We start from the raw sequence: 20,865 nt of genomic DNA, 5'->3' as shown, positions 1-20,865 counted from the left end.
CCGCTACCGGGAACCGGTCGTGACGGGGAACGCCGACAGCGAGCGCACGGTGAGCGTGCGCCGGCGCGTGGGCATCGCGGTGGGCCGCAGCCCCGGCGCGCGCTCGGCCAGGGCCCGCAGTGCGATCCGCCCCTCCAGCCTGGCCAGGGGCGCACCCAGGCAGTAGTGTTCGCCGCCGGAGAAGGCCAGGTGGTCGCCGGCGTCGGTTCGGGTGATGTCGAAGCGGTCGGGTTCGGCGAAGTGGGCCGGGTCGCGATCGGCCGATCCGATCAGGGCCATCACCTGTCCGCCGCGCCGCACGCGCACCCCGTCCACCTCGGTGTCGGTGTGCGCCCAGCGGCCGGTCAGCTGCACCGGTGAGTCGAACCGCAGGGACTCCTCCACAGCACTGCCCGCGAGCTCCGGGTCGGCCACCAGGCGCTCCCACTGGTCACGGTGGCGCAGCAGCGCCATCATCCCGTTCCCGATGAGGTTGACCGTGGTCTCGAAGCCGGCCAACAGCAGCAGGCGGCACATGTCCCGCAGTTCGGCGGCGCTCATCCGCCCCTCGTCGGTGTCGGCCACCAGCGCGGAGATCACGTCCTCCCTCGGGTCCCGGCGCCGCTCGGCCATGAGCCGCTCGAACATCACGTCCAATTCTGCCGAGGCGTTCCGGATCTGTCGCACGTGACGCGCCGACTGGGCGCCGTCGAGCGCGCCGCCCAGGAGGTTGCCGATGCGCACGAACTCCGCGTCGTCGCGCTCGGGGATGCCCAGCAGTCGGCTGATCACCGCGATCGGCAGCTTCTGGGCGAAGTCGGCCATGAGGTCGAAGCCGCCGCGTGCCAGGGCCCGGTCCAGCAGTTCGCCGGTGATCTTCTCGATCTCCGAGGCGTACCCGCGCATCCTGCGGGGAGTGAACGCGGGCCGGGCCAGCGCGCGCAGCCGCGTGTGCTCGGGCGCGTCCATCTGCAGGAACGACAGGTCCACCACGCGGAACTGGGCGGGGGAGGAGAAGCCCTCGGGCGGCTCGACGCCGAAGTCGCGGCCGCGCAGGACCTCGCGCACGGCGGCGTGGGAGTTCGCGCTCAGGAACCCCAGCGAGCTGGTGACGACCGGGCCCTGCTCGCGCAGGCGCGCGTAGGTGGGGTAGGGGTTCTCCCGCCAGGGCCAGTGCAGGAGGCGGCTGGGGTGGTCGCCCCGCTGGGCGGCCACCCAGGACAGGCCCCGGGCCAGCCGCAGCCGCGCGTCCACGCGCAGCGAGTCCGGGCGGAGGGTGTCGGGCAACGGCATGGTGCAGGTCCTCTCTCGGGTCCTGTGCCCGCCGGACGAGCGGGGGGAACCCGACTCACGCGGCGCTCCGACGGCGGCGGTGTGCGCCCGGGGGCGCACGTGCTCGTTCAGGTCCGGCCTGGGCCGGTGAGGGCCAGACTAGGCCGTGTCCCTCCCCGTGGTGGGCGGTCCGCACGGGTTGGCCGGGGCCGGTCAGCAGGGAACTCGTGCGCGCGCCCACTCGTTACCGGCCTCATCACCCCCCCACGAAGCACCCGCACCCGGGCGAACCCCCTCGGCGGCCGGGGGATCCCACACTGTGGAGGGTGGCCGTCCGGGGGACCCGAACCCCTAGACTGGGCCGGCCCCTCCCGAGTGGGCACGGCGCCCGCGCGCCCAGGCGTGCCCGCAGCGGGGCACCGGGTGTGAACGGTCGTGATGGTAGGCCCGCGCCCGGCGGTTGGCTACGATCGCCGGTGCCCCGGGACGACACACGGCAGAGTCGGAGGTTGAGGACGTTGGCTCCCTTGGAGAGCGCGGATCCGGAGAGGATCGGCCGGTACCGGCTGATCAACCGCCTGGGATCCGGTGGCATGGGCCAGGTGTTCCTGGGGCGTTCGGCCGGGGGGAGAGCGGTCGCGATCAAGCGCATCCACCCGCACATGGCCGCCGACGCCTCCTTCCGCGAGCGCTTCGCCCGCGAGGTGACGGCGGCCCGCCAGGTCAGCGGTGCCTTCACCGCCCCCGTCATCGACGCCGGACCCGACGACGAGGTGCCCTGGCTGGTCACCTCCTACGTCCCCTCGCTGCCGCTGGACGAGGCGATCCAGGCCTACGGGCCGCTGCCCGAGGCCAGCGTGCACGTGCTCGCGGCGGGCCTGGCCGAGGCGCTCGCCGAGATCCACCGGGTCGGGCTGATCCACCGCGACCTCAAGCCCGGCAACGTCCTGCTGTCCGAGGACGGGCCCCGGGTCATCGACTTCGGCATCGCCCGCGCCACCGACGGCACGGCCGCCACGCAGTCGGTCATCGGCACCCCGGGCTTCATGAGCCCCGAACAGGTCCAGGGCGAGGCGCTCGGCCCCGCCAGCGACCTGTTCGCCTACGGTGCCGTCCTGGCCTTCGCCGCCACGGGCACCGGACCCTTCGGCGAGGGCAACATGCCCACGATGGTCATGCGCATCATCAGCCGCGAGCCGGACCTGTCCGCGGTCCCGGAGTCACTGCGCCACCTGGTGGCGGCGTGCCTGTCCAAGGACGCCTCCGGGCGGCCCGGACCCGGGGAGATCCTCGACTACCTCGGTGACGTGCCCGCGGGCACCGCCTGGCTGCCCCCGGCGGTGATGAGGGGCGTGCAGGAGCAGGTCGCCAAGGTCAACCAGGCGCTGGCGGGCTCGGCGCACGACCCCCAGGCCACCGGCGGGCACCGCCGCACCGAGGTCCTGGGCGCGGGCGGCGCGGCCGCTCTGGGCGGGGCCGCGGGCGCCGCCGCCGGAGCCGCCGCGGCGGGCGCGCTCGGTGATGACCAGTCCACCCGCATCGCCCCGTCGGGCGGTGTTCCGGGCGGCCTGGGCGCGGGCGAGTACGGTGCCACGTCGGTCATGGGCTCCGAGGGGCACCAGACCCCCGCCCAGGGGCAGGGCTACCAGCCCACCGCCCGGTTCCCCGCCACCCAGCAGCAACCGGGGACGCCGCCCACGGCCCAGTACGGGCAGGGCGCCTACGGCCAGGGGCAGGCACAGTACGCCCAGGGCCAGGGCCAGTACGGGCAGCAGGGCCGTCCCGGTGACGACGACCCCTACGCGGGGCTGTACGGCGAGCGCCGCGGCGGCGCCGACACCGCCGGGTACCAGCAGCAGGAGCAGCAGCGCCGGATGCAGGCCGAGCAGGCGCGGGCCCAGCAGCAGGCGGAGGAGCAGCGGCGCCGGGCCGAGCAGCAGCGGCAGATGGAGGAGCAGCGCCGCCGCCAGGAGGCCGAGCGCGCGCACCGCGAGCGCCTGCGCGCCGAACAGGAGGCCACGCGCCGGGCCCAGGCCCAGGCGCGCCACGCCGACCAGCCGGGCGTGTGGGGCTTCGTCAAGCTGCTGCCGCTGCTGATCCTGCCGCTGGTCCAGATCCCGCTGGGCTACGGCGCCTCGCTGGCCTGGGAGTGGTTCACCACCGAGAGTCAGCTGTGGAACGGAATGGCCTTCACCTTCGAGCCCCTGAGCATGGACGGGTTCTGGAGCGCGATGATGCTCGGCTACTTCCTGTTCAACAACCTGGTGTCGTTGGAGTTCCTGGTGCGCTCGCTGCGCACGGCGTTCGTCACGGGCGCGGTGCTGGCCCTGGGCGTCATCGCCGCCACGAACTTCCTGCTCTACGGGTTCGGCTTCTGGGGCTGACCGGCCCCACCACGCACGCGCGCGCGGCGGCTCCCCCTGCGGGGGCCGCCGCGTTCGTCGTTCCAGGGGCCGGGACCGGCCGCAACCCCTGCGAAGCCGCCGGGACCGGCCGCGATCCGTCCGGAGAGCGTGGTCAGCGGGCGGGGGCCGCGGACGGCTCCCGCGAGATGTCGGTGACCTCGTGGTGCACCGGGCGGGTGGGCTCGACGGCCGAGCAGGTGGTCGGGCACGCCCGGCCCTCGACGGTGGCGACCGAGACCGTGTACACGCCGCCGCCGTGGCCCAGGGTGACGCGCACGCCGGTCCCGGTGTCGGTCTCGTCCAGGTGGACGACCTCGTCCAGGCCCACCGTGCCCAGCCGTGCGCGCAGCGCCGCCTCGGCCGCCTGGGCGGCGGAGGAGTCGGTGCAGCGGCCGCGGTAGTGCTCCGGGTCGACCTCGCCGCGCTCGAAGGCGGTCACGGTGCGCACCGCCGAGGCGGGGTCCAGCCGGCCGAAGTACACGCCCTGGGGGAGGGCCACGAGGTTGGCGGCGAAGCGGTCGCCGCCCACGTGGGTGGTCTCCCACACCTCGGCCTCGCCGCCGGCCAGGGCGGCGGCCACCGGGCGGCCCAGGACCGCGCAGCACGGGTCCTTCTTGGCGTGGGTGCACACCAGGTACAGGGTGTGGTCGACGGGGACGCCGAAGTCGGGCGGCTCGGGGTGTTCCGCCGCGGTGACGTCGTACTCCAGCAGCTCGGCCAGGTCGTGGAAGTCCACGCGGCGCGCCCAGGACCCGTCGCGGCCGGTGTGCGCGAGATAGGCGCGCAGCGGGCCGCCATCGTCGGCGCGGACGCGGCCCGGGCGCTTGATGAGCTGGGGCTTGACGTCGCGCTCGGCCACGCGCCGGGCCAGTTCGGAGGCGGCCCCGCGGTCCAGGCCGGGGCTGGCCAGGGCGGGGTGGCGCCAGGGCCCGTTGTGCTCCACCAGGAGCCAGCCGCCGGTCCGGCCCGCGGTTCCGGCGATCTGCTCGCCGGTGTAGCGGGCCAGGGCCGAGCATCCTCGGCTGCCATCGGGGGCGGTGGGCAGGCGCACGGTCGCGTCCAATCCGGTCGAACAGGGGCGGGGCGGGGGCCGGTCGCGGGAGCGTTGCGCGGCCCGTGACCTTACTTGGAGGTAAGGCTAGCCTATCCATTCCTCCGTGCGAGCCGCTGGGAGCGGTGTGTCGGGGGCCGCGGCGCCCCGAGCCGCCCACAGGGCCGGGGATTCGGCTGTGACCAGGCGAATTCATCCCACCACCGGCTCGTTCACGTGCCCGAAATGAGCCCCGTCGACACCTTGACCCCGTGACCCGGATCACTTATGTTCGCTTAAAGAACACATGTTCGTAGCTCGCACACGTTGTGGCGGGCCGCCGCTTCCGCCGTTCCCCTTGGAGTCACCATGCGTCGTCCACTGGCCGCCCTCACCGCGGGTGCCGCCCTCCTGGCCGCCACCGCCTGCGGAGCGCAGGGGGCGTCCTCGGAGGAGGACGGCGGTCTGACCACCCTCACCGCGGGCGTCATCCCCATCGTCGACGTCGCCCCCGTCTACCTCGGCGTGGAACAGGGCATCTTCGCCGAGCACGGCATCGACCTCCGGTTGGAGTCCGGCTCCGGCGGCGCCGCCATCGTCCCCGGCGTCATCAGCGGCGAGTTCGACCTCGGATTCAGCAACCTGGTCTCGCTCATCGTCGCCCGCGAGGAGGGCCTGCCCCTGGTCACGCTCTCCAACGGCGCCACCACCGTGGGGGAGCAGGGCGCCGACTTCGGCGGCGTCTTCGTCCCCGCCGACAGCCCCGTCGAGAGCGCCGCCGACCTGGAGGGCGCCACGGTGGCGATCAACAACCTCAACAACATCGGCGACACCACCGTCCGCGAGTCCGTGCGCGAGGCCGGGGGAGACCCCGCCGCGGTCGAGTTCCTCGAACTGCCCTTCCCGGACATGCCCGCCGCCCTGGAGACCGGACAGATCGACGCTGTCTGGGCCGTGGAGCCCTTCGCCTCGATCATCCGCGAGTCCGGCGAGCGCGAGATCGCCTCCAACTTCGTCGACACCCACGAGAACCTCTCCGTGGCCGCCTACTTCGCCGCCGAGCCGCGCGTGGCCGAGGACCCCGAGCTCTTCGACGAGCTCACCGCGGCCCTGGAGGAGTCCCTGGCCTACGCCGAGGCCCACCCCGACGAGGTCCGCTCCGTCATCACCACCTACACCGAGATCGACCAGAGCGTGATCGAGGAGCTCACCCTGCCGCGCTTCCCCGCCGACATCGACACCGACTCGGTCCAGACCCTCGCCGACCTCATGGTCGAGGACGGCCTGATCGACTCCGAGCCCGACCTCGACACGCTCTACCGGTAGCGGTCCCGGAAGCCGCGGCCACCCGACCCCCGCCCCCGCCCCCGGCCCGCCCGGAACCCCCCGCCGGGCGGGCCCACCCTCCGACGCGCGACCCAGGAGACGTTCGACCATGACCACACCGCACGGGGCGACGATCCCCATCACCGCGGCCGTCAACGCCCTCCCCGACTCCGCACCCGACCTGGACACGATCCGATGACCGCCACCTCCACCGACAGCCGGGCGCCCGATCCGCCCGCGCCCGCCCGGAGCCCGCGCCGCCCCGCCCGCGCCGGCCTGGGCCGCCCCCTGCTCGGCGCCGTGGGCATCCTGGCCCTCCTCGGCCTGTGGGAGGCCGTCCCGCGCCTGGGCGTGGTCTCCGCCCGCTACCTGCCGCCCGCCACCGACGTCCTGGCCGCCCTGGGCGTGCGCGCCACCACGCCCGGGTTCTGGACCGCGGTCGGCGACACCCTCGCCGGCTGGGCCCTGGGCCTGGCCATCGCCTTCACCGCCGCGGTCGTGCTCGGCTTCACCCTGGGCGCCCTGCCGCGGATCCGCGCCTACACCAACTCCACGGTCGACTTCCTGCGCCCCATCCCCTCGGTGGCGCTCATCCCGCTGGCCGTGCTGCTCTACGGCACCGACCTCCGCTCGACCCTGCTCCTGGTCGTCTACGCCTGCTTCTGGCTCATCTACATCCAGGTCCTCTACGGGGTGGCCGACGTCGACCCCGTCGCCGAGCAGACCGCGCGCTCCTACGGGCTGGGCCGCCTGGCCCGGGTGCGCTACGTCGTGTGGCCCACCACGCTGCCCTACCTCATGACAGGTGTGCGCCTGGCCGCGGCCGTCGCCCTCATCCTGTCCATCACCGCCCAGCTGGTCATCGGCTCACCCGGCATCGGCCGGGAGATCGCCGTCGCCCAGTCCAGCGGCGCCGTGGAGTCCGTCTACGCGCTCATCGTCGCCACCGGCGCGCTGGGCGTGGTCATCAACATCGGCGTGCGCGTGCTGGAACGGCGCGTCCTGCGCTGGCACACGTCCGTCCGCGGGGAGGCCACCGCATGAGCCAGCCCACCCAGACCGGCCCGGCCGCCCCGGCCCCCGCCCCGTCCGCGGCGGGAACCACACGCGAGGCCCGCGCGCCGCGCCGGCCGCGCGTCGGCGCCGCCCGACGCGCCGGGAGCCGCGCGCTGCACGTCCTGCTCCTGCCGGTGGTGCTCATCGGCGTCTACGCCTACGCCGGCGCCACCTCCAGCAGCTACTACACGCCCACCCCCGACCTCATCGCGTCCGCGTTCGTGGAGCTGTGGTTCTCCGAGCGCCTGTTCACCGACGTGCTGCCCAGCCTCGCCCGCCTGCTCACCGGCTTCACCCTGGCCGCCCTGATCGGGGTGTCCCTGGGCGTGCTTCTGGGCATGTCCTCCCTCGTGCGCGCCACCCTCGAACCCGTCCTGGAGTTCCTGCGCGCCATCCCGCCGCCCGTCCTGGTCCCGCTGATGATCCTGCTCGCGGGCATCGACGACTCCATGAAGATCCTGGTCATCGTCTCCGGGTGCGTATGGCCCATCCTGCTCAACACCGTCGAGGGCGTGCGGGCCGTGGACCCGGTCCTGGCCGACACCGCCCGCTGCTACGGCATCGGCGGCACCACCCGGCTGCGCGTGCTCATCCTGCGCTCGGCCAGCCCGCAGATCATGGCGGGACTGCGCCTGGCCCTGGCCCTGGCCATCATCCTCATGGTCATCAGCGAGATGTTCGCCAGCTCCAGCGGCCTGGGCTTCGCCATCGTGCAGTTCCAGCGCAGCTTCGCCATCCCGGAGATGTGGGCGGGCATGGTGCTGCTGGGCCTGATCGGCTTCGCCCTGTCCGCGCTCTTCGAGCTCGCCGAGAGCCGCGTCCTGTACTGGTACCGCGGCCTGCGCGCCGCCCACCGGGGGGAGTGAACGCCATGAACCACCAAGGAGAACACGGCACCATGCTCAAGGTCACCGGACTGCAGAAGGTCTACCACGGGGGAGCCGCGGACGTGGAGGCCGTCCGCGACCTCACCTTCGACCTGGCCGAAGGCGAACTCGTCTGCCTGGTCGGCCCCTCCGGCTGCGGCAAGACCACCCTGCTCAAGTGCATCGCCGGGCTCATGCCGCCCACCAGCGGCACCGTGGAGCTGGCCGGACGGCCCGTCACCGCCCCGCCGCCCGACATGGCCGTGGTCTTCCAGGAGTACGGCCGCAGCCTCTTCGCGTGGATGACCGTGCGCGCCAACGTCGAACTCCCGCTCAAGGAGAAGAAGCTGACCAGGGCGCGCCGCGCCGAGCTGGTCGCGGAGTCCCTGGAGGCCGTGGGCCTGACCGCCTTCGCCGACGCCTACCCCTGGCAGCTCTCGGGCGGCATGCAGCAGCGCGTGGCCATCGCCCGCGCCATCGCCTACGAGCCCCAGGTCCTGCTGATGGACGAGCCCTTCGCTGCCGTGGACGCCCAGACCCGCGCCGACCTGGAGGACCTCATCCGCACCATCTGGCGGCGCATGGGCGTGACGGTCCTGTTCGTCACCCACGACATCGACGAGGCGGTCTACCTGGGCGAGCGCGTCCTGGTCCTGTCGTCCTCGCCCACCGTCGTCCAGGACGACATCACCGTCGACCTGCCCGCCGAACGCGACCAGCTCACCACCCGCCAGGACGAGCGCTTCACCGAACTGCGCGCCCGCGTCTACGCCGAGATCCAACAGGCCAAGAACGGGGCCGGGAGCACCCCCGCGGGCCCGGACGACCACGCCGGCGACGGGGCCGCCCAGGCCTCGACCGCCGTGCACTGACCCCGCGCACGCGAGAGCCGCGCACGCGACAGCCACGCCAGCACCGTCGAAGGAGACACACCGTGACCCTGCTCGCCGACGACCACACCTCGGCCGTCTTCACCGGATCGTGGACCCCGGCCAAGGGCGGCGACGCGCCCGTGGTCTCGCCGTCCACCGGAACCGTCCTGGGCCGCATCGGCATCGCCGGCGCGGAGGACGTCCGCGACGCCGCCGCCCGAGCCGCCCGGGCCCAGCGCGACTGGGCCGCCGCCTCCTTCGAGGAGCGCGCCGCCGTGCTGCGCCGCGCCGGGGACCTGCTGGAGGCCAACGCCGAGGAGGTCTCCGGATGGCTGCGCCGCGAGGGCGGGGCCGCCGCCGGGATGGCGGGCTTCCAGGTCCACGTCTCGGCCGCGGAGTGCTTCGAGGCCGCCGCCCTGGCCTCCCAGCCGCACGGCGAGATCCTGCGCACCGCCAAGCCCCGGCTGAGCTTCTCCCGCCAGGTGCCCGTCGGCGTCGTGGGCGTCATCGCGCCCTTCAACGTGCCGCTCATCCTGGGCATCCGCTCGGTCGCGCCGGCCCTGGCCGTCGGCAACGCCGTCATCCTCAAGCCCGACCCGCGCACGGCGGTGTGCGGCGGCGCGGTCCTGGCCGAGGTCTTCCGCCGGGCCGGGGTGCCCGAGGGCGTGTTCCAGGTCCTGCCGGGCGGCGTCGAGGCGGGCCAGGCCCTGATCGCCGACCCCGACGTACGGGTCATCTCCTTCACCGGCTCCACCGAGGCCGGTCGCAAGGTCGGCGAGGCCGCCGGGCGCCACCTCAAGCGCGCGCACCTGGAGCTGGGAGGCAACTCGCCCCTGGTCGTCCTGGACGACGTCGACGTGGACGCCGCCGCCTCGATCGGCGCCTGGGGGTCGTTCCTGCACCAGGGGCAGATCTGCATGACCACCGGCCGGCACCTGGTGCACGAGGCGGTCGCCGACGCCTACGTCGAACGCCTGGCGGCCAAGGCCGACGCCCTGCCCGTGGGCAGCACCGAGGAGGACGGCGCGGCCCTGGGGCCGGTCATCGACGCCGGCCAGCGCGACAAGATCCACGCCCTGGTCACCGGCAGCGTCGACGCCGGAGCGCAGCTGCGCGCGGGCGGCACCTACCAGGACCTGTTCTACCGCCCCACCGTCCTGGACCGGGTCGGGGCCGCCACGCCCGCCTACGCCCAGGAGGTGTTCGGCCCGGTGGCCCCGGTGGTGCGCTTCTCCTCGATCGACGAGCTCGTGGAGCTGGCCAACACCACCGAGTACGGGCTGAGCCTGGGCGTGCTCACGCACAACCCCATGCGCGGCATGGAGATCGCCGACCGGGTGCCCAGCGGGATCGTGCACATCAACGACCAGACCGTGGACGACGAGGCGGTGGCGCCCTTCGGCGGCGTGGGCGACTCGGGCACGGGCTCGCGCTTCGGGGGCACGCGCGCCAACCTGGAGGCGTTCACCGAGACCCAGTGGGTCACCATGCAGGCCGACCCGGCCCGCTACCCCTTCTAGACGCCGGAGAGGGCCGGGGCCGGGGCGCGTGTGGGGGCGCCCCGGCCCCGGCCCGTGAAGCCTGTGACCGGTCGGCGAAGTCTTGTGATCCAATTCACTTGAGAGTTCATTGGTTTACTGGGAAGTAATGCGACTAGTGTGGTCGGAGTGCTGCTGGGAGTCACCGTCCCGGAGCATCCCCGCCCGGCGCCGACCGGCCCCACGTCCCGGGTCGGTGCCAGAAACCAAGGAGCACCCCATGTCACGCCTGGCCCTCATCGCCCTGGTCGCCGCCGGAGCCCTCGGCCTGGCCGCCTGTTCCTCCGACGAGGACGCCGCCGCGCCGGCGCCGGAGGAGACGGCCGCCGAGGAGACCGAGGCCGCAGGAGACGGCACGGACGAGACCGCCGGGGAGTCCGGCGACACGGCCGACGGCGAGGGCGGGGCCATCACCGTCACGGCCTCGGAGATGGCCTACGAGGGCATCCCCGACACCCTCCCGGCCGGAACCGTCGAGATCACCTTCGACAACGCCGGGCAGGCGCCGCACGACCTGGTCGTCGAGGAGCTCGGCGACGAGACGGTCATCCCGCTGACCGACGGCGGACAGAGCGCCACCGGTACCGTCACGCTGGAGCCGGGCACCTACACGTTCTACTGCTCCGTGGGCAGCCACCGTGAGATGGGCATGGAGCAGACCGTCACCGTCGAGTAGGCGGACCCAGCCCCGGGCCCGCTCCCGCCCGGTCCCCGTTCCCGTCCCGGCCGAACCCCGGGGCGGGACGGCCCCCTCAGCCGGTCAGGTCCGGGATGATCCGCGGCCCCACCCGGCACACGTAGTCGCGGAACAGCGCCACCGCGGGAGGCTCGAACGCCCCCGCACCCCGCCCGCCCCCGCCGGCCGCCCGAGGCGCGCCGCCTCCCGTCCGCGGCCAGACCACGCCCACCGGCCGGTCGGCGCCCTCCTCCGCCAGGTCCAGCTCCACGGTGCCCGGCAGCGGCCCCCGCGGCCGCGCGGGCAGCACCGACACCCCCAGGCCCGCCGCCACCAGGCCCCGCGCCGTGTTGATGTCGTCGGCCTCGAACGCCACCCGCGGCGTCACGCCCGCCCCGTCCAGGAGACGATCGGTCAGGTGGCGCACCCCCCGCCCCGGCTTGAGCAGCACGAACTCCTGGGCCGCGGCCGACGCGGCCGACACCGGACCCGCCGAGGCCGCCAGACGGTGGTGCTCGGGCACCACCAGCCGCAGCCACTGGGTGTGCAGCACCGCCGACGCCAGACCCGGATCCGAGGGCAGCGGCGAGGTCAGGGCCAGGTCCGCCCCGCCCGAGGACAGCCGCCGCAGCGACGCCGCCCAGGGCTCCTGGGTCAGGGTGAAGCGCACCCCCGGGTGCTCGGCGCGAAAGCCCCGCAGCAGCGCCGGCACCACCTCCACACCCAGCGTGGGCAGGAAGGTCAGCGCCACCCGCCCCTCCTCCGCGCCGGTCAGGTCGGCCAGCCCCTCGCGCAGGTCCTCCAGGGCGCGCTCCACGTAGGGCAGCAGCCGCTGCCCGGCCCGCGTCAGCCGCACGCCCCGCCCCGTGCGCTCCACGAGCGCGATCCCCATCTCCTCCTGCACCCGCGCCAGCGCACGGCTGAGGGTGGGCTGGGGCACTCCCAGCGACTCGGCGGCCTGTGTGACGTGCTCGGTGCGGGCCACCGCCGCGACCATCCGCAGCCGCGGCACCAGGACCTGGGCCAGCGCATCCACCTCATTCATGCATTCCAGTATGCATCAGCGACAAATCATGCATTGGACGTATGAAAGGGGGCCTGTCTAGCGTGGAGGCATGACCGTGACCAGCTCGACCGCCACCGACCCGCGCCCGCGCGCGGGCACTCGCGCCTACCGTCGCACGGTCATCGCCCTGGTCGCGGCCGCCGTGGCCACCTTCGCCCAGCTGTGGTCGGTCCAGCCGATCCTGCCCGCCATCGCCGAGGGCTTCGACACCTCCGCGAGCCAGGCCGCCCTCACCGTCTCCGTCGCCACCGGCGGCCTGGCCGGGTTCACGCTGGTCTGGAGCGGGGCCGCCGACCGCTTCGGCCGCGCCCGCGTCATCACCGCCTCGCTGCTGGTGGCCACCCTCCTGGGATGCGCGGCGCCCCTGGCCGCGGACCTCTCGCTCCTGCTGGTCCTGCGCGCCCTGCAGGGCGCCGCCCTGGGCGGGGTGCCGGCCGCGGCCGTGGCCTACCTCGCGGAGGAGATCCACCCCGCCGACGCGCCCCGCGCCACCGGGCTCTACATCGCGGGCAACCCGCTGGGTGGCATGGGGGGACGCCTGCTGGCCGGGTTCGCCGCCGACCACGGCGGCTGGGCGTGGGGGATCGCCGCCAACACGCTGCTGGGCCTGCTCGCCCTGGCCGTGTTCGTCCTGGTCCTGCCCCGGCGACGGACGCCCCGTCCCGCGACGGCCTCCTCCGGCGGCTCCACGGGGCCCTCCCTGGCGGCCCGCCTGCGCTCGGCCCTGACCACCCGCGGCCTGCCCGCCCTCTACGCCCAGGCCCTGCTGCTCATGGGCGCGTTCATGACCGTCTACAACCTGCTGGGCTTCCGGCTCACGGGCGAACCCTTCGGGCTGTCCCAGGCCGCAGCGTCCCTGCTCTTCCTCTCCTACACCGCCGGGATGCTCGGATCGGCCGTGGCCGGATCGGCCACCGCCCGCTTCGGCGGCTACGCCGTCCTGACGGTGTCCACCGCTCTCATGGCGGTGGGGCTGGCGGGCCTGTTCGCCGGCGTGCTCCTGGGCCTGCTGGCGGCCCTGCTGGTGCTGACCTTCAGCTTCTTCAGCGCGCACGCCACCGCCTCGGCGTGGGTGGGCGCCCGGGCGTCGGCCGGGCGGGCCCAGGCCATGGCGGTGTACACCCTGGCCTACTACCTCGGCTCCAGCCTCTTCGGCTGGCTGGGCGGCCTGGTCTACGACACCGCGGGCTGGAACGGCGCGGTCCTCTTCGCCCTGGGCCTGTGCGCCGCGGCCGCCCTGGTGGCGCTGCGCCTGCGCCGGCCGCCGGAGCCCGCGCTCGACTGACCGGGGTCCGCCTACCCCCTGGAGGCGCGGTGGCCCGCGCCGTGCGGCTCCGCCCGGACGTCCTCGGCCGCGTCCAGGGCGGACGCCTCCGCCGGCGCCCGGTGCAGGAGGGCCAGCGCGGTCCGCAGGTACTGCAGGCCCCGCGAGTCGGCCGGATCGTGCCCGGTCCGCTCGTGCACCCGGCCCAGGCGGTAGTCGATCGTGCTGCGGTGGATGAACAGCTCCCTGGCCGCCCGACTGCGGTTGCCGCCCGCGTCGATCACCGCCTCCAGCGTCGGTCTGAGCACGGGGTCGGCGGCCACCGGAGCGATCCGGGCGAGCATCGCCGCGCGCACCCGCGGAGTCCGGGCGCACGCGTACTCCATCATCACGTCGCACAGCCGGTACACCCCCGGGGCGAAGCGTAGCCCCCGCGCCAGCCGCACGACCTCCCGCGCCTCGTGCAACGCCCGCGGTCCCTCGCCCCCGGCCGACCACGCGACCCCGATCCACACGGGCCGGTCGCGCAGGGCGGCGCGCACCTTCGAGGCCGTGCGCACGGCCCGCCGTTCGTCGCGGCACGGCAGGACGACCCGCCCCCCGTGGGAGGACAGAGCGGTCAGAGCACGGCCGCCGGCCAGCGCGCGCAGGGTCTCCTCGGTGCGGGTGTCCCAGGTCGGGGACGGTCCCTCGCGCAGGAGCGCGAGGTGGCCGTGCGCCGTGACAGGGGATCCGGGCATGTCCTGGGGCGTCATACGGTGATCGAACCGGACCAAGGTCATGCCGGGCTCAGCCCTACCTCAACGTAACCTCAGCGCCACCGCGCCGTCACGCCCCGGCCGCACCACGCGGTCCGCGCCGTCACGGACCGGCCGACGAGGGCAGGCGGACCCGGAACCAGGCCCCCTCCTCGTGGGGCACCGCGTCGATCGTGCCGCCGTGGGCCCGGACGGCCTCGGCCGCGATCGACAGTCCCAGCCCCCACCCCTCCTCGCCGTGGCCCCGGCCGTGCACGCGCCGCTCGAACACGCGCCCGCCCAAGCCGGGCGCGATGCCCGGACCGTCGTCGACCACGTCCACGACGCTGTACCCGCCCTCCCGCGACAGGTTCAGCACCGCCTCGGTCCCGGGCGGGGTGTGCGCCCGTACGTTGGCCAGCAGGTTGGCGACCACCTGGTGCAGGCTTTCGGGGTCGCCGAGCACGATGTGCTCGCCCGGGCTCACCTCCACCCGCAGGCGGCGGTCGGGGTCCACGACCCGCGCGCTGCCCGCCGCGGCCAGGCACACCTCCACCAGGCACACCTCGCGCCGCTCCAGGGGGCGCTTCTGCTCCTGCCGTGCCAGCAGGGAGATCTCCTCCACCAGCACCGCCAGCCGCCGTGTCTCGGCCTCCATGTGGTGCAGGGCCTCGGCGCGGTCGGCGTCGCGTTCGAGTCCGCCCAGGCGCCACAGCTGCAGGTACCCCGTCAGGGCGGTCAACGGGGTGCGCAACTCGTGCCCCACGTCCGCCAGGAAGCGGCGCAGCCGTTCCTCGGCCGAGCGCTGGCGCTGGAACCCCTGCTCCAGGCGCTCCAGCATCGTGTTGAACGAGCGGCCCAGCCGGGCGATCTCGTGGGGCGCGCCCTCCAGGGACACCCGCTCGCGCAGGCCCTCCTCGGCGATGGCCTCCACGGTCCTGGTCAGGGTCGCCAGGGGGCGCAGCAGCCGGCGCTCGGCCCGCTCGGCGAGCGCGGCCACCACCGCCACGACCAGATGGGTGGTCAGCAGGGCCAGCACGCCCCAGGCCGCGGTCCGCTCCGCCCACGTCGGCGACCACGCGGCGACGAGGTAGCCGCCCCCGGGCAGGTCCACCGCCGCGATCCGGTGCGTCCCGTCCCCGCTCGCGGCCACCCGGCCCTCCCTCGCCAGCTCGCGCAGCAGGTCCGGGTCGAGGTCGGGGACGTGGCCGGTGCCGCCCACCCCGTGCAGGACGGTCCCCTGCCCGTCGACCACGAGCGTGTGCGAGTCCTCGGCCGCCCCGATCCGCGCGGCCCCGTCCAGGGGCCGGTCCGGCGCGGCGTCGGCGGCGTGCAGCTCCAGCCGCTCGACCACCAGCCGCTCGGTGCGCTCGGTGAGGAAGAGGTAGAGGCCGGTGAAGGCCGCGGCGGCGACCAGGGACAGGCACACCGAGGCGACCATGAGCGACAGGCGCGGGCCGGGGCGGCCGGAGCCGCCGGTGCGGGGACGCAGGGGGAGCGGCGACATCTCAGGCCCTCAGGAGGTAGCCGACACCGCGCACGGTACGGATGAGCGACCGCCCGCTGTCGCCGAGCTTGCGCCGCAGGTAGTAGACGTAGGTCTCGACCAGGCCGCCGTCGCCCTCGAAGTCGCGCCCCCACACGTGCAGGAGGAGGTCCTCCTTGGACACCAGCCGGCCCGCGTTGCGCATCAGGTGGCCCAGCAGGCGGCACTCGGTGGCCGACAGGCGCGCGGTCCCCTCCGGGCCGTGGACCTCGTGGGCGCCCTCGTCCAGCTCCAGGCCCGCGACCCGCAGCGCGGGTTCGGGATCGGGCCGGCCGGTGCGCCGCAGCAGGGCCCGGATCCGGGCGACCACCTCCCGCAGGTCGAAGGGCTTGGTGACGTAGTCGTCGCCCAGCCCCAGGCCGCGGACCTTGTCCTCGCTGGCGTCCCTGGCGGTCAGGAAGAGCACGGGGGTCTGCACCCCCGCGCCGCGCAGCCTCCGGCACAGCACGAAGCCGTCGGTGTCGGGCAGCATGACGTCCAGCAGGATGATGTCGGGCGCGGCCTCGCGGTTGCGTTCCAGGCACTCGGCGGCGGTCCGGGCCGTCACCACCTCGAAGCCGACGAACTCCAGGGTGACGGTGAGCATGGACAGGATGCCGGGGCTGTCGTCGACGACCAGGACCCGGGCGGGTTCTCGCGGGGGAGTCACTTGAATATTCAACCGTAGTGCGGGGGCGGCCCCGGTCACCGCCCCTCGTCAGCTCTGCGGCAGGCCGGTCAGGTCGAGCCAGAGGTAGACGAGGTCGTCGGAGGGCACGCGCACGTTCCGCCAGCGGCCGTTCTGCCCGCCGGTGCAGTCCCTGGACCTGTAGGTCGTCACGGTGAGGGCGGCCCCGTCCGTCCAGGCGGGATTGGACCGCTGCGCGCCGTCGACGTCAGGGAAGCTCTGGATCCCGTCCGCCTGGTTGGTGTGGGCGATCAGGCCGCTGTTCACACTGGCCCAGTCTCCGGTGTTGTGCCGGTACATGTAGCAGGTGTCGATCGACTGTTCGGGCAGGGTCCGGTACCCCGCGCCGACGATGTCGTAGGCGGTCCACCCGCGTCCGCTGACGAAGACGGACTGGGCGTCGGAGGGGGCCTTCACCCGCAGGAAGTGGTGGCCGTCGCGTGCCTGCGCGGGGGCCGCCGCGGCCACGGCCACCGCCGAGGTCATCGCCAGCGCGGCCAGGGCCGCCGCCGCGCGGGTCCGCCAGGTGGCCCGGTGGGGGTGCGTCGTCATCGGAGGATCTCCTTCGGTGGGGGTGCCGACACCGGTCACCGTAGCGACGGCACGGCACATCGGCACCGAAATCACACAGAATCCGACATCTTCGGATGGCCAGAAACACAGTCACGCACGAATACTCGTCGTGGGCACGGCATCACAGCGTGTCCAGCAGTGGCTCCTGGATTCCCCCCGAGCGAAAAGGAGTAAGTGTGCTGCTGAAGAGAGCCGTGACGGCCGCGATGGTGTGTGCGATGGCGGTCACGACCGGCCTGGCCGCCGCGTCCCCCGCCCACGCGGACTTTCGGGACCTCGGCATCGAGGACCTCAGGAACCCGGCCGACTCGAACCACCGGGAGGGCTGGAGCACCGACAGGGTGCTGGCCGAGTTCTGCGGCGACGGCAGCCGGGACACCCGCGACTTCTACCTCAACGTGCAGACCGGTGAGGTGCGCGACGGCAGTGCGGGCGGGCGCGCGCCGGTGCACAACGTGCGCGACGGCCGGCGCGCGCTGAACCCGCCGTGGGAGCACGTGCGCGGGCGCTGCCGCTACGATCGCGCCGACCTGCGTTCGCAGTGGACGGGCCACTGGTGGAGGCGGGTCTCCGAGCCCGTGACCAACTGCACCGGATCCAACCAGGGCGGCCGGGCGGTCAGACTCGACTACACCAAGACCGCGACCTACGCCGAGAGCATCGAGGTCGGCGTGAGCGCCGGGGGCGGTTTCGCCGGGGCGTTCAGCGCGGAAGTCACCGTCACGGTGGGCGCCGAGTGGTCCGACACCGAGACCCGCACCCACTCCGACTGGTTCGACATCGATCCGGCGGCCGGCAGGACCGCCTGGTGGGAGGTCCAATACCAGACGGTCACGGTGCGGCAGAACCCGAGTTTCGACATCGAGCACTACTCATGGGCCTGGCGGGCCGACGACTACGGCAACCAGGTGTGGACCGACACCTGGCGCGGCCGTCCCGACCAGGGCGAGGTCTTCTCTTACGGGTTCTACGTCGACGGGACGACCAACGTCCTGGTGGGTGAGCCGACCCGGCCCAGGATCCTGCACAGCAGGATCCAGGACCGCGCCAACACCTGGAACGACTGCAACTAGGGAACGGGCGGGGCCGTCCGGGGCACGACACCGTGTCGCGGACGGCCCCGCCCCTGCACCGGGACACGCGCGGTGCGGCATCATCGACGGGAGCGGGCGCGGGCTGTAGTTTAAAGTTGAACTACTTCCCGGTGCAGGCCGGGCGAGAGCTCGACGGAAGGTGACGACATGGACGTGCGGCCCTCGGGGATCCACCACGTGACCGCGATCGCCGGCGACCCCCAGGCCAACGCGGACTTCTACCTCAACGCCCTGGGCATGCGCATGGTCAAGCGCACGGTCAACTTCGACGCACCGGAGACCTACCACTTCTACTACGGCGACCGCGCGGGCCACCCCGGCACCATCATGACCTTCTTCCCCTGGCCCGACGCGCCACGGGGGCGGCGCGGCGCGGGCCAGGCCACCACCACGACCTTCTCCGTTCCCGAGGGCTCCCTGGGCTGGTGGGCCGACCACCTGGCCGCCCTGGACGTGCCCACCACCCGGCCCACCGAGCGCGGATCGGAGGACGTGCTCAGCCTGCGCGACCCCGACGGCCTGGTCATCGAACTCGCCGCCAGCGCCGACTACCACGACACCGACCCCTGGGACGGTGCCCAGGTCCCCGCCGAGCACGCCATCCGCGGCATCCGCGCGGTCACCTTCACCGAGAACGACGTCGAGGGCACAGCCGAGATGCTCGGCGGCCGACTGGGCTTCCGCCTGGCCGAGGAGGACGGCGACCGCCTGCGCTTTCGCACCAACGACTCCGGCGCCGGGGTGGGCACCATCGTGGACGTGCTGGCCCGGCCGCGCGCCGAGCGCGGCCTGGTGGCCGCCGGAACGGTCCACCACGTCGCCTACCGCGCCCCGGACGGCCCCGTCCAGGCCGCCTGGCGCGAGCGCCTGGAGCACGACGGCGTGGGCGTGACCGAGATCCGCGACCGCTGCTACTTCACCTCCATCTACTTCCGCGAGCCCGGCGGGGTCCTGCTGGAGATCGCGACCGACGGCCCCGGCTTCGACTACGACGAGCCCCTGCTGGACCTGGGCCGCTCCCTCAAGCTCCCGCCGTGGATGGAGCCCGACCGCGAGCAGATCGCCGCCCGCCTGCCCAAGGTCGAGGTCGGGCCGTGACCACCGCCGACGCCTTCGTCCACGTCTTCGAGCCCGCGTCCGCGCCCGGAGCGCCCACGGTGTTGCTGCTCCACGGGACCGGCGCCGACGAGCACGACCTGCTGCCCCTGGGCCGGGCCCTGGCGCCCGGCGCGGCACTGCTCTCGCCGCGCGGCAAGGTCGACGAGCACGGGGCCAACCGCTGGTTCCGGCGCCTGCGCGAGGGCGTCTTCGACGTTGATGACCTCATCGCACGGGCGGCCGAGCTGGCGGCCTTCGTCACCGCCGCGACCCGCGCCTACGACCTGGATCCGGGACGGATCGTGGCGACCGGGTTCTCCAACGGCGCCAACACCGCCGCGGCGCTGCTGCTGCTCCATCCGGACCTGCTGGCCGGCGCCGTGCTCCTCGCCGCCGGTGCGCCCCTGCAGGACCGTGAGCCCGATCCCGTGGACCTGTCCGGTACCCGCGTCTTCCTCGGGTCGGGTGAGACCGATCCCATCACCACCATCGACCAGGCGCGCCTGCTGGCCGCCCAGCTGGGGGAGCGGGGCGCCGAGGTGACCGCGCGCGAACACCCCGGCGGACACGCGGTCCCGCCGCGGGTGCTGGCCGACGCGCGCCGGTGGTGGCAGGGCAGCGCGTTCTGACCGTGACTCCCGCGTGTCGCGGGCGATGCCCGGTCTCTGGTTACGTGGACGTGCACCGACGTGTGGCGATCCAGCGTAGAACGGAGACCGGTCCCCCATGGCAGCACCGCACGAGAGCAGCGAGCACGAGGAACCCGGGGCCCGCCGCGGCCACGGCGCGCGAGTCGCCCGGTGGGAGCAGCGGGTGGAGATCCCGATGCTGCTGCTGGCCGCCGCGTTCCTGGTCGCCTACGCCTGGCCCGTCATCGACCCGGGCCTGGACGGTGACCTGCGCTCCACACTGCGCACCCTGTCGTGGACGGTGTGGTTGGCCTTCGCCGTCGACTTCCTGATCCGCCTCTACCTCGCCGAGAACCGGGCGTGGTACGCGCTGCGGCACTGGTACGACGTGGTGCTGATCCTGCTCCCCATGTTCCGCGCCCTGCGGCTGCTCCGGCTGCTCGCCCTGCTGCGCATGCTGAACCGGTCCATGGCCGGGACGCTGAGCGGCAGGGTGTCGGTCTACGTGGCCGGTACGGCCGCGCTGACGTCCGTCCTGGCCGCGATCGCGGTGCTGGACGTCGAGCAGCACGCCCCCGGGGCGAACATCACCGAGTTCGGCGACGCCCTGTGGTGGTCGGTGGTCACGGTGACCACGGTCGGCTACGGCGACTTCTACCCGGTGACCCTCCAGGGCCGCCTGGTGGCGGTCGCCCTGATGATCATGGGGATCTCCCTGGTGGGCACGCTCACGGCCGCGGTGGCCTCCGCGTTCGTCTCCAACATCCAGCGCGACGCCGAGGACGCCAAGAGCGCCACGAGCGCCACGAGCGCACAGGAGGGCTGAGGGCTCACAGGAGCACGATCTTCTGCAGCTCCCCGCTCTCGGCCTCCTTCACGAAGACGCTCGCCCCGTTCTGGATGGCCTCCTCCAGCCAGGCGTTGACCTGGATGGCGCGGTTGATGGTGTCCGTCTTGTTCCGTGCCGTGAGCTTGACGGTCTCTTCCAGCTTCTCGTGGGACTTCTCGGTCAGGTTGACGGTCACCCGATGCACCTTGGTGACCGCGGCCTGGTCCTCGGTCTCCCGACGCGGCTGCGACATGCTCGTCACCCTCCTTCGTCGCACCGATGTCGACATGCTGCCCGATGTCAGTGCTGGTACGCGTCAAGAACATCCAATATGCATCAATC

20 protein-coding genes are annotated in these 20,865 nt (G+C 73.8%); 12 read left to right on the top strand and 8 right to left on the bottom strand.

Annotated elements, in window-relative coordinates:
• Positions 1-3: 3 nt before the first annotated feature.
• Complete coding sequence (locus tag HNR10_RS00270) at positions 4-1,272, bottom strand: cytochrome P450 (protein ID WP_179819862.1); 1,269 nt, start codon at positions 1,270-1,272, stop codon at positions 4-6.
• Positions 1,273-1,778: 506 nt separating this feature from the next.
• Between HNR10_RS00270 and HNR10_RS00265 the strand changes: the two genes are divergently transcribed.
• Entirely contained in the window at positions 1,779-3,635 is a 1,857-nt protein-coding gene (locus tag HNR10_RS00265; protein WP_246405977.1) for a serine/threonine protein kinase, read from the top strand.
• A gap of 133 nt (positions 3,636-3,768) precedes the next feature.
• Here the strand turns inward: HNR10_RS00265 and HNR10_RS00260 are convergent, their stop codons facing one another.
• A complete protein-coding gene (locus HNR10_RS00260; protein WP_179819859.1) occupies positions 3,769-4,707 on the bottom strand; it encodes a sucrase ferredoxin in 939 nt (312 codons plus the stop codon).
• 348 nt (positions 4,708-5,055) lie between these two features.
• On the opposite strand from HNR10_RS00260, the gene HNR10_RS00255 reads away from it, so the two are divergent.
• The 6 genes from HNR10_RS00255 (at position 5,056) to HNR10_RS00230 (ending at position 11,020) form a co-directional block, all read left to right on the top strand.
• Positions 5,056-6,012, top strand: a complete 957-nt coding sequence (locus tag HNR10_RS00255) for an ABC transporter substrate-binding protein (RefSeq protein WP_179819857.1) — start codon at positions 5,056-5,058, stop codon at positions 6,010-6,012.
• A gap of 195 nt (positions 6,013-6,207) precedes the next feature.
• Positions 6,208-7,056 carry an ABC transporter permease gene (locus HNR10_RS00250; RefSeq protein ID WP_179819855.1) on the top strand — a complete coding sequence of 283 codons (849 nt, stop codon included), beginning with the start codon at positions 6,208-6,210 and terminating at the stop codon, positions 7,054-7,056.
• Entirely contained in the window at positions 7,053-7,934 is an 882-nt protein-coding gene (locus HNR10_RS00245; RefSeq protein ID WP_179819854.1) for an ABC transporter permease, read from the top strand. The genes HNR10_RS00250 and HNR10_RS00245 overlap by 4 nt, the downstream gene beginning before the upstream one ends.
• Positions 7,935-7,966: 32 nt before the next feature.
• Positions 7,967-8,806: an ABC transporter ATP-binding protein gene (locus tag HNR10_RS00240; protein ID WP_179829440.1), complete on the top strand. Its 840-nt coding sequence runs from the start codon at positions 7,967-7,969 to the stop codon at positions 8,804-8,806.
• 62 nt (positions 8,807-8,868) lie between these two features.
• Positions 8,869-10,326 carry an aldehyde dehydrogenase family protein gene (locus HNR10_RS00235; RefSeq protein ID WP_179819852.1) on the top strand — a complete coding sequence of 486 codons (1,458 nt, stop codon included), beginning with the start codon at positions 8,869-8,871 and terminating at the stop codon, positions 10,324-10,326.
• A 238-nt stretch (positions 10,327-10,564) separates the two neighbouring features.
• Complete coding sequence (locus HNR10_RS00230) at positions 10,565-11,020, top strand: cupredoxin domain-containing protein (protein ID WP_179819850.1); 456 nt, start codon at positions 10,565-10,567, stop codon at positions 11,018-11,020.
• A gap of 76 nt (positions 11,021-11,096) precedes the next feature.
• On the opposite strand, the gene HNR10_RS00225 is transcribed toward HNR10_RS00230, so the two are convergent.
• A complete protein-coding gene (locus tag HNR10_RS00225; RefSeq protein WP_179819849.1) occupies positions 11,097-12,065 on the bottom strand; it encodes a LysR family transcriptional regulator in 969 nt (322 codons plus the stop codon).
• A 70-nt stretch (positions 12,066-12,135) separates the two neighbouring features.
• Here HNR10_RS00225 and HNR10_RS00220 point away from each other — a divergent pair, with 70 nt between their 5' ends.
• Positions 12,136-13,371: an MFS transporter gene (locus HNR10_RS00220; protein ID WP_179819847.1), complete on the top strand. Its 1,236-nt coding sequence runs from the start codon at positions 12,136-12,138 to the stop codon at positions 13,369-13,371.
• Positions 13,372-13,382: 11 nt separating this feature from the next.
• Here the strand turns inward: HNR10_RS00220 and HNR10_RS00215 are convergent, their stop codons facing one another.
• The 4 genes from HNR10_RS00215 to HNR10_RS00200 form a co-directional block, all read right to left on the bottom strand.
• Entirely contained in the window at positions 13,383-14,105 is a 723-nt protein-coding gene (locus HNR10_RS00215; protein ID WP_179819846.1) for a PucR family transcriptional regulator, read from the bottom strand.
• Between the two features lie 106 nt (positions 14,106-14,211).
• The gene (locus HNR10_RS00210) at positions 14,212-15,594 is read right to left on the bottom strand and encodes a sensor histidine kinase (RefSeq protein WP_179819844.1); all 1,383 of its coding nucleotides are present in this window, start codon (positions 15,592-15,594) and stop codon (positions 14,212-14,214) included.
• A 1-nt stretch (position 15,595) separates the two neighbouring features.
• On the bottom strand, positions 15,596-16,282 hold the full coding sequence (locus tag HNR10_RS00205; protein ID WP_179819842.1) for a response regulator transcription factor: 687 nt from the start codon (positions 16,280-16,282) through the stop codon (positions 15,596-15,598).
• 48 nt (positions 16,283-16,330) lie between these two features.
• Positions 16,331-16,852 (bottom strand): hypothetical protein, encoded by a 522-nt coding sequence (locus HNR10_RS00200; protein ID WP_179819841.1) that lies wholly within the window; start codon positions 16,850-16,852, stop codon positions 16,331-16,333.
• A gap of 197 nt (positions 16,853-17,049) precedes the next feature.
• Here HNR10_RS00200 and HNR10_RS00195 point away from each other — a divergent pair, with 197 nt between their 5' ends.
• From HNR10_RS00195 to HNR10_RS00180, 4 genes are all read left to right on the top strand, one after another.
• Positions 17,050-17,946, top strand: coding sequence for a hypothetical protein (locus tag HNR10_RS00195; RefSeq protein WP_179819839.1), 897 nt, complete (start codon positions 17,050-17,052; stop codon positions 17,944-17,946).
• Between the two features lie 168 nt (positions 17,947-18,114).
• Positions 18,115-19,065 (top strand): ring-cleaving dioxygenase, encoded by a 951-nt coding sequence (locus HNR10_RS00190; RefSeq protein WP_179819837.1) that lies wholly within the window; start codon positions 18,115-18,117, stop codon positions 19,063-19,065.
• Positions 19,062-19,694 (top strand): alpha/beta hydrolase, encoded by a 633-nt coding sequence (locus tag HNR10_RS00185; RefSeq protein WP_179819836.1) that lies wholly within the window; start codon positions 19,062-19,064, stop codon positions 19,692-19,694. Before HNR10_RS00190 ends, HNR10_RS00185 begins: the two co-directional genes overlap by 4 nt.
• A 97-nt stretch (positions 19,695-19,791) precedes the next feature.
• Positions 19,792-20,520, top strand: a complete 729-nt coding sequence (locus HNR10_RS00180) for a potassium channel family protein (RefSeq protein ID WP_281390066.1) — start codon at positions 19,792-19,794, stop codon at positions 20,518-20,520.
• Positions 20,521-20,524: 4 nt separating this feature from the next.
• Here the strand turns inward: HNR10_RS00180 and HNR10_RS00175 are convergent, their stop codons facing one another.
• A complete protein-coding gene (locus tag HNR10_RS00175) occupies positions 20,525-20,776 on the bottom strand; it encodes a ribbon-helix-helix domain-containing protein (protein WP_179819834.1) in 252 nt (83 codons plus the stop codon).
• Between the last annotated feature and the right edge of the window lie 89 nt (positions 20,777-20,865).

Source organism: Nocardiopsis aegyptia, assembly GCF_013410755.1.
GTDB classification, from domain to species: domain Bacteria; phylum Actinomycetota; class Actinomycetes; order Streptosporangiales; family Streptosporangiaceae; genus Nocardiopsis; species Nocardiopsis aegyptia.
The sequence above is the reverse complement of the archived record's forward strand: the minus strand, read 5'-3'. Positions and strand labels throughout refer to the sequence as shown.

Coding starts and splice junctions, on each gene's coding strand:
- HNR10_RS00270 (WP_179819862.1), bottom strand. CDS start 1,272: ATGCCGTTGCCCGACACCCTCCGCCCGGACTCGCTGCGCGTGGACGCG.
- HNR10_RS00255 (WP_179819857.1), top strand. CDS start 5,056: ATGCGTCGTCCACTGGCCGCCCTCACCGCGGGTGCCGCCCTCCTGGCC.
- HNR10_RS00250 (WP_179819855.1), top strand. CDS start 6,208: ATGACCGCCACCTCCACCGACAGCCGGGCGCCCGATCCGCCCGCGCCC.
- HNR10_RS00245 (WP_179819854.1), top strand. CDS start 7,053: ATGAGCCAGCCCACCCAGACCGGCCCGGCCGCCCCGGCCCCCGCCCCG.
- HNR10_RS00240 (WP_179829440.1), top strand. CDS start 7,967: ATGCTCAAGGTCACCGGACTGCAGAAGGTCTACCACGGGGGAGCCGCG.
- HNR10_RS00230 (WP_179819850.1), top strand. CDS start 10,565: ATGTCACGCCTGGCCCTCATCGCCCTGGTCGCCGCCGGAGCCCTCGGC.
- HNR10_RS00225 (WP_179819849.1), bottom strand. CDS start 12,065: ATGAATGAGGTGGATGCGCTGGCCCAGGTCCTGGTGCCGCGGCTGCGG.
- HNR10_RS00220 (WP_179819847.1), top strand. CDS start 12,136: ATGACCGTGACCAGCTCGACCGCCACCGACCCGCGCCCGCGCGCGGGC.
- HNR10_RS00215 (WP_179819846.1), bottom strand. CDS start 14,105: ATGACGCCCCAGGACATGCCCGGATCCCCTGTCACGGCGCACGGCCAC.
- HNR10_RS00210 (WP_179819844.1), bottom strand. CDS start 15,594: ATGTCGCCGCTCCCCCTGCGTCCCCGCACCGGCGGCTCCGGCCGCCCC.
- HNR10_RS00200 (WP_179819841.1), bottom strand. CDS start 16,852: ATGACGACGCACCCCCACCGGGCCACCTGGCGGACCCGCGCGGCGGCG.
- HNR10_RS00190 (WP_179819837.1), top strand. CDS start 18,115: ATGGACGTGCGGCCCTCGGGGATCCACCACGTGACCGCGATCGCCGGC.
- HNR10_RS00180 (WP_281390066.1), top strand. CDS start 19,792: ATGGCAGCACCGCACGAGAGCAGCGAGCACGAGGAACCCGGGGCCCGC.
- HNR10_RS00175 (WP_179819834.1), bottom strand. CDS start 20,776: ATGTCGCAGCCGCGTCGGGAGACCGAGGACCAGGCCGCGGTCACCAAG.